Raw genomic sequence first — 7,411 nt, forward strand, 5'->3', positions numbered from 1 at the left:
CATGCCTACTGGGCTTCAGTTTTTAAGGGTTTATCTAATGGCACATTATAGAGACGTAGCGCTTCTTTCATGACGTTATGGAATACGGGCGCCGCTGTCAGACCAGCATAATGCAGCCCTCGAGGGTCTTCTACTAAGATAACACCGACCAGTCTTGGGTTTGATGCTGGTGCCATGCCCGCAAAGACGTTGCGATACTGATCGGTATAATAACCACCTTTTGGGTTGATACGACGCGACGTCCCTGTTTTACCCGCCACTCGATAGCCATCAATCGCCGCTGCTTTGGCGGTACCACCCTCTTCGGTGACGCTCTCTAACATCTGGACAATCGACATGGCTTGTTCGTGCGCCATGATGCGTTTGCTTGGTTGTACTTTGTCGCTCTTAACCAAGGTTAGAGGATGCATGACTCCGCCTGCCGCTAATGCCGAATAAGCCTGCGCCACCTGCGCTACAGTCGCCTCCATACCATAACCATAACTGATCGTTGCACGACGTGAGGTCTCTTTTTCTTCCGGTGTAACCACAAGCCCACTGCCTTCCGCTGGGAACTGTAGCGGTGTCTTTGCACCGAATCCAAATTGCTTTTGCATATTGGTAATGGCATCAGCGGGCAAAGATAAGGCTATCTTGGTCGAGGCCACGTTACTTGATTTTTGTAAGAGTGTGGCAAGATTGATGGTGCCCAAATTATTATGATCACGAATGGTATAGCCACGCACACGAATTGAACCCGGATTGGTATCAATTAAAGTAGTCGGTGTGTATTTGCCCGAATTGAGAGCCGCAGCCACGGTAAATGGCTTCATGACTGAACCCGGCTCAAATACATCGAGGAGCGCACGGTTACGCTGGTTTTCACCAGTCATCTCATTCAGGTTATTGGAGTTAAATGATGGCCATGTCGATAGTGCCAACACTTCGCCAGTTTGTACATCGACGACCATACCAGTTGACCAGCGCGCTTTTTGCACACGTCCTACTTTCTCTAGTTCTTTATAGAGCAGATACTGTAGACGCGAATCAATGGTCAACGCCACATCTTTGCCAGGTATTTCTGGCTCAATCTGTTTAATCTCTTTTAGGCTGTTTTGTTTGGCGTCTTTGAGTACCAGTACTTTACCATCATCACCCGCCAGCTCTTTTTCGAATTGGCGTTCTATGCCCGCCCGTCCTTCGTAACCACCTTCAGGATCGTTGGCATTTTGCCCCATAAAACCCAACAGCTGCGAGTTTGGTTGTGGCTGCGGATAATAACGCTGAAAGAAGTTTTTCTCATACACGCCCGGGAAGTCAAGCGAGCTGACACTTTCGGCTATTTCAGGCGTGACTTTGTTGAGTAGTGGCAAATAATGCGAGCCTGCGCCCGATGGCAGGGCGGCTTTTACCGCTTCTTCATCAGTCACATCAATACTGTCATCGACAGCAGTGACTTTCTTTAGCTCACTGACCGGAATGTTGGCGGCCGCTGCCAGCCGAGTCAGATCCATATTATCCAGACGTTTTTGCATACGCGCTTGTAACTGTGGACTATTCGGATTGGTAATTTTGATACGTTTAAGCTCATAGTATTCGCGCGAATAATCATGCGGACTAAAGGAGACAGTCGCAAGCGGCGCACTAACAGCTAAGGGTAAATTATTGCGATCGGTAATCATACCGCGATAGGACTTTTGCGTCCGTACGCTGGTGATAAGCTCGTCACCTTTATCTTGATAAAACTGTGCGTTAGCCACTTGAATATAGTAGGCACGCCCTATCAGTAGCGCCAACACCACAAGCGCCACACCCCAAACGGTACGGAATCGGTTTTTGTCATACTCAAAGCCGCCACGAGAGGAGGCACCAGTAGCCTTATTAAATACAATTTTTTTACGGTTTTTGACACTGGTATACGCGCCTTGATCTTCATTCTTTTTGAGGCGACCAAAGAGCTTGGCTTTGCGATTGTCTGAAGATTTGCTGTCAGTTTGCCCAGATTTGGCAGCACTGGCTCGGCGTAATGGTTTGGTTACTTTGCCACTGGCGGGTTTTTTGCTGGGGTTTTTTGCTGATGTTTTACCACCATTGGCGTTTGGCTTTTTATCACTCATTGTCCTGCCTCCGCAAGATTGGCGTCGCTCACGGGAGCATCGGTTTCGACAACGTCTGAATCATTGGCTCTAATCAGCTCTGCGCTAGTTGGCTGGGCTGGTGCCAATGCGACGGCCGCACCCGGCTGAATGATCAGCTTATCCTTGAGAGTGGGTGAAAACATACCAAGCTCGGCAACGGCGCGACTGGCAATTTGCGGTGTGGCACTAAAGGTTTGCTGTTCAATTAATAGGCGCTGGTGCTCAATTTGCAGTTTGCGTTCTTGTTTTTTCATGTCTTGCAAGGTTCTATAATCCTGATGATATTGCTGCACTTCCTCAGCCGTTTTGATACCGCTCCAGACGATGGCTGCTGCCAATAGCAACAACACCGCCACATAAATGCTGACCACATTAAAGCGGCGCACGAATAGCTCGCCAACATCAGTGGTATTGGCCATTGCGGCGCGACGGTTTGCAGGTTTGTCAGATATTGCCATGACGATCTCAAAAAAGTAAACTTCAAATATAAAAGAGCGGCGACTGTATAAGGGTTATAAAAATCTCATCCCTGATCAGTACCCTCAATAAAAATAAAACCAAACGCACTGTGCAATGATAGCCATAAAAACCCGCTATGATTGACATTTACTCTACAAGCTATAATCAAAATATCCTAAAAACGCGATGCTATTGCTGATATCAATTTTTTGTCGCCTCTGTCTGCGCAGGCACAGCAAGCCAGAAAAATAGATATCAGCAGTGCGTGATGGTTCGATATTACTTTTTACTGACTATAACTGTCTTCTACTCTAAGCTGACAAAGAAAATAATAGCTAATGATCATCGCTAAATTAGCGCAGACATAAACAAAAAACTAGCTGCTGAGCCTAGCAGATAATATTTACAGCTTTTTAACAGTTGCGTAAACATTAAGACATTTAGTCACATCCACTAAACAGCATACTAGGGTGTGTCCTGAATTCAACTGATAGCGATCTAAATGAGCTAAAAACGCTTTTACTGCTATAGCGTCTGTTGATACTCAGTATCGGTACGAGTCGCCATGCGTAACCATGCGCTACGTGAGCGTGGATTTTGACTCACCTCATCTTTGCTAGGGCCCACGCGTTTTGGCTTGCTAAAATAACGCGGACGCTTAGGCGGCATCGGCAAATTCTCGTCTTCTGGATACTGCCCTTTACTATGACGCTGCAAAAATTGCTTAATGCGGCGATCCTCTAATGAATGAAAACTAATGACTGCCAGCTGCCCGCCTGACTTTAGAATCGGGATGCTTTGTGCTAAAAAATCATCGACATCGCCAAGCTCATTGTTAATGAAGATACGCATCGCCTGAAAGCTCTGCGTCGCTGGATGCTTACCACGCTGCCAGTTTGGATGCGCCACTTTTATCACTTCTGCCAGCTCAAGTGTGGACTCAAAACTGTCCATCTGCTTAATTGCACGTGCAATACGACGGCTGTGACGCTCTTCGCCAAACTCATAAAGCACATTGGCTAAGGTTTCATCATCGACTTTGGCAAGCCATTCAGCGACGGATTGACCACGACTGGTATCCATGCGCATATCGACCGCACCATCGCGCATAAAGCTAAAACCACGACTACCATCATCAATTTGCGGTGAGGAAATGCCCAAATCTGCCATCAGACCATCGACCTCGGTGATACCCATAGCAGCTAAGCTGTCCGTCAAGGTCGCAAAGCTGTCATGCACCACTTTTACGCGACTATCGGTATTTGCTAGTTCGCGCGCAACACTAATGGCTGTTGGGTCTTTATCAAACACAATCAAGGTGGCATCGTCAGCCAGCTGGCTTAATAGCAAGCGGCTATGGCCACCACGGCCAAAGGTTGCATCGACGTAGATGCCGCTCATTCGTAAGCTGCTTTGGTTGTCACTGTTTTGTCCTGCGTCGCCGGTTTGCTTGGGCAGTGATTTGACACCCAACACCGCCGCGACCGCTTCTTGTAGCAGCACAGCATCGTGGACAAAACTTAATTCATCCGACACTTTATGGCCTTGACTAGAATCTTGCGCAGAAATGTCTTCCACAGAAGATCGGCTAACCACTGATTCAGCGCTATCGGTAGCAGCAGGACTGGCGTTAACATTTGGCTTTGGCTTAGATTTTGATAATGACACAAACAACTCAGTAGATGACGACCATCGTGGCCAGTAATAGTAAAAAATCGGATGAAAATAAACAAGTTATGACTTACCTAGCATTATTATCGCAAGGATACACTGGTAGTCAAGCGCTAGAAGGGCTTTTCATTAAAAATATCCCATCTCTCTGTTATACTAGCGCTATATTTTACGCTATTTTTCTACCTTGACGGCTATTGTTTCATCCGTATTTTTTGTTCAAAGCTTTGATTAGCATTTTTCACTGCCCTATTCATTAACTACCCTATTCTGAGATTTTTATGATGCAACCATCGACTTCTACTAGCGGCACACGCCCTGTTCGTACCCGCATTGCACCCTCACCGACTGGCTTTCCTCATGTCGGCACTGCTTATATCGCCCTATTTAATTTAGCCTTCGCTAAAGCCCATGGCGGCGAATTTATTTTACGTATCGAAGACACCGACCAAACACGCTCAACGGAGCAATCTGAAAAAATGATTTTGGATGCGCTGCGTTGGGTCGGCCTTGACTGGGCGGAAGGTCCAGACATCGGCGGTCCGCACGCGCCTTATCGTCAGAGCGAGCGTAGCGATATTTACAAAAAACACGCTGAGCAGCTGATAGAAAACGATCATGCGTTCCGCTGCTTTTGTACCAGCGAAGAGCTAGATACCATGCGCGCTGAGCAAATGGCCAATGGCGAGACGCCACGCTATGACGGTCGCTGTGCTCATTTAGCACCAGAGAAAACTGCGCAATTGGTCAGTGAGGGTAAGCCAAACGTTATCCGTATGCGCGTGCCAAGCGAAGGCGTCTGTCAGGTACAAGACATGCTACGCGGCACCGTTGAGATTCCTTGGACGCAGGTCGATATGCAAGTGCTTCTCAAAACTGACGGCATGCCAACGTATCATTTAGCCAACGTTGTCGATGACCACTTGATGGATATCAGCCATGTACTACGTGGTGAGGAATGGCTGAACTCTGCACCGAAGCATCAGCTACTTTATGAGTATTTTGGTTGGGAGATGCCAGTCCTTTGCCATATGCCACTGTTACGTAACCCAGATAAATCAAAATTGTCTAAGCGTAAAAACCCAACCTCTATCACCTATTATCGTGATGCTGGCGTACTACCTGAAGCTTTGCTGAATTACCTTGGACGTATGGGCTACTCCATGCCTGACGAAGCAGAAAAATTCACCTTGGACGAGATGATTGCCAGCTTTGATATTCAGCGTGTATCGCTTGGTGGCCCTATTTTCGACATTGAAAAACTTAATTGGGTCAATAGCGAATGGCTACGTGCACTTACTCCTGAAGAGCTAAAAAATAAAATCCTCGACTGGGCAAGTAATAGCGATAAATTAACGGCTATCGCAGCAGCCATTCAGCCACGTATCGAACTACTGTCTGATGCAGTCAATTGGGGCGGCTTTTATTTTCAAAATCTCCCGGATATTAATGCCGAAAGCTTTACCCATAAATCATTGACACCTGAGCAAATTATCGAGATGCTTCAGCTGTCATTATGGCAGCTAGAAGTCTTGCCAACGTGGTCAGAAGAAAATATCTACGCCACTTTAAAAGGGCTTTCGGCTCATCTCGATATTAAGATGCGTGACTTTATGGCACCGTTCTTTATCGCTATCGCTGGTAGCACCTCATCGACACCCGTCATGAACTCTATGGCGATTATCGGTGCTGATATGACGTTGACGCGCTTGCGTCATGCGGTTGATGTACTAGGCGGCTTGGGTAAAAAGAAGCTTAAAAAACTAGAGAAACAAGCGGCTGAGTTGCCAGATTTCTTAGCTGCTGCCGAATAGTCTAGAAGCTGCATAGTTTATCGGCTAAACAGCCTGAATAGTTTCAGCCAATTAGTCAAACTTGTCGAATGTAAAAGGGTCAGGCCATCTCTGACCCTTTTTTCGTTGTTAATAAGTACTACTACTCTCAGAATATAAAAATCTCTTACTCAATATTTTAATCGGAAATAAACATGGCTGCTAAAACCGTCACCATAGAAAGCAAAGATTATGTCTTTAATACCTTGAAAGAAGCGCAGAAATATTATGATGCCATCATAAAGGAGCTTTTTGATGCAAATTTGACCCTGACCAAGGGCCAAGACTTTGAAGATTTAAAATGGATATACAGCACTTACTGCGGTTACACCAAGCATAATCTAGATAAATTGAGTGAATATGACATCATTGGCGTCAAAGGTATCAGAACGATCCGAGAAAAAGGCGGTCAATATATGCCGACTGAATGCTGTGCGATTATTTTTTCTGATGGCAGCGAAGAAGAATTTTATACCGATAAAGCCATCAAAGAGATTGCGCTTAAGCAAAATCCACGCTAATTTGGGCTTGTTGAGCAGATTAAGCCGCTTTAATATATTACGATAAATTTAGATTTTAATATCGCTAACCTACTGAATTTTCAGTAAATACACTATATCTTACGCTCTGAAAACAGCCAAAGTATGAAGTGATACATTTGTATATGATATAGGGTAGCAAGAACATCATTAAAACCAGAAAAATTAATCGTATCTTGCTCTTCAACAACAATTTTTTCATAAAACTCTTTCTTGCCATAGTGTTTTGTTACATCGAGTTTCTTACTATCATTTTCAGAACTAAACTCTCTTATTCCAATTTTTGTTTTTTTAATATCAGGATGGTATAAATCTTCAATCTCTTTACCCTTATTAAGTTGAATAATGTAGAGATTATGATCTAAGTGGTATGCTCTAATGCAATTAGCACCTTTGAATACTAGCTGTCGTTCCTTGAATAAACTCTTAGCATGCTTCACAACATCATTGCCTGCTTTGTCACCATCTACCAAAATTATACATGGTTTTAGGCTGAGCGATTTTGCTTTAAAAATTGTATGATAGTTGGTCAGTAAATTATGTATATGACCTGTACCACCACTAAACCTCATAAACTTAGAGAAACGAGCCATTTCACCTAAATAAGAAAATTTTATGTATTTTCGACTAGATTTAGAGAGTTGGTTACAAGCAACTTTTAAATGTAGTGGATCGGTGACACCTTCACCAACTACCAACATTTTTTCAGGATATATAAAGTAATAATGAAATAAAAATTTCACATATAACTTCTCAATACTTACTAATTTTTCATATTCTCGGAACTTATGAT

5 protein-coding genes and 1 pseudogene are annotated in these 7,411 nt (G+C 44.5%); 2 read left to right on the plus strand and 4 right to left on the minus strand.

The genetic code is table 11. The features are described from left to right. Positions 1–5: 5 nt before the first annotated feature. The 3 genes from CXF65_RS05760 to rsmH all read right to left on the minus strand — a co-directional run bounded on the left by CXF65_RS05760 (position 6) and on the right by rsmH (position 4,145). Complete coding sequence (locus CXF65_RS05760) at positions 6–2,096, minus strand: peptidoglycan D,D-transpeptidase FtsI family protein (RefSeq protein ID WP_101211360.1); 2,091 nt, start codon at positions 2,094–2,096, stop codon at positions 6–8. Next, positions 2,093–2,575: a cell division protein FtsL gene (locus tag CXF65_RS05765; RefSeq protein WP_101211361.1), complete on the minus strand. Its 483-nt coding sequence runs from the start codon at positions 2,573–2,575 to the stop codon at positions 2,093–2,095. The genes CXF65_RS05760 and CXF65_RS05765 overlap by 4 nt, the downstream gene beginning before the upstream one ends. 526 nt (positions 2,576–3,101) lie before the next feature. Next, on the minus strand, positions 3,102–4,145 hold the full coding sequence (gene rsmH, locus CXF65_RS05770) for a 16S rRNA (cytosine(1402)-N(4))-methyltransferase RsmH (RefSeq protein WP_407074196.1): 1,044 nt from the start codon (positions 4,143–4,145) through the stop codon (positions 3,102–3,104). Between the two features lie 383 nt (positions 4,146–4,528). Here rsmH and gltX point away from each other — a divergent pair, with 383 nt between their 5' ends. Together gltX and CXF65_RS05785 are read left to right on the plus strand one after the other, a co-directional pair. Further along, complete coding sequence (gene gltX, locus CXF65_RS05780) at positions 4,529–6,061, plus strand: glutamate--tRNA ligase (RefSeq protein WP_101211362.1); 1,533 nt, start codon at positions 4,529–4,531, stop codon at positions 6,059–6,061. Between the two features lie 173 nt (positions 6,062–6,234). Next, positions 6,235–6,600, plus strand: coding sequence for a hypothetical protein (locus CXF65_RS05785; protein WP_101211363.1), 366 nt, complete (start codon positions 6,235–6,237; stop codon positions 6,598–6,600). Positions 6,601–6,692: 92 nt separating this feature from the next. On the opposite strand, the pseudogene CXF65_RS05790 reads toward CXF65_RS05785, so the two are convergent. After that, positions 6,693–7,411: pseudogene (locus tag CXF65_RS05790) on the minus strand (RNA-directed DNA polymerase); the annotation flags it as partial.

This window comes from Psychrobacter sp. Sarcosine-3u-12, assembly GCF_002836005.1.
GTDB lineage: Bacteria > Pseudomonadota > Gammaproteobacteria > Pseudomonadales > Moraxellaceae > Psychrobacter > Psychrobacter okhotskensis.

What these genes read in the sequence shown, in the direction of transcription:
- CXF65_RS05760 (WP_101211360.1), bottom strand. Translation starts at nt 2,096, where the DNA reads ATGAGTGATAAAAAGCCAAACGCCAATGGTGGTAAAACATCAGCAAAA.
- CXF65_RS05785 (WP_101211363.1), top strand. Translation starts at nt 6,235, where the DNA reads ATGGCTGCTAAAACCGTCACCATAGAAAGCAAAGATTATGTCTTTAAT.
- CXF65_RS05765 (WP_101211361.1), bottom strand. Translation starts at nt 2,575, where the DNA reads ATGGCAATATCTGACAAACCTGCAAACCGTCGCGCCGCAATGGCCAAT.
- gltX (WP_101211362.1), top strand. Translation starts at nt 4,529, where the DNA reads ATGATGCAACCATCGACTTCTACTAGCGGCACACGCCCTGTTCGTACC.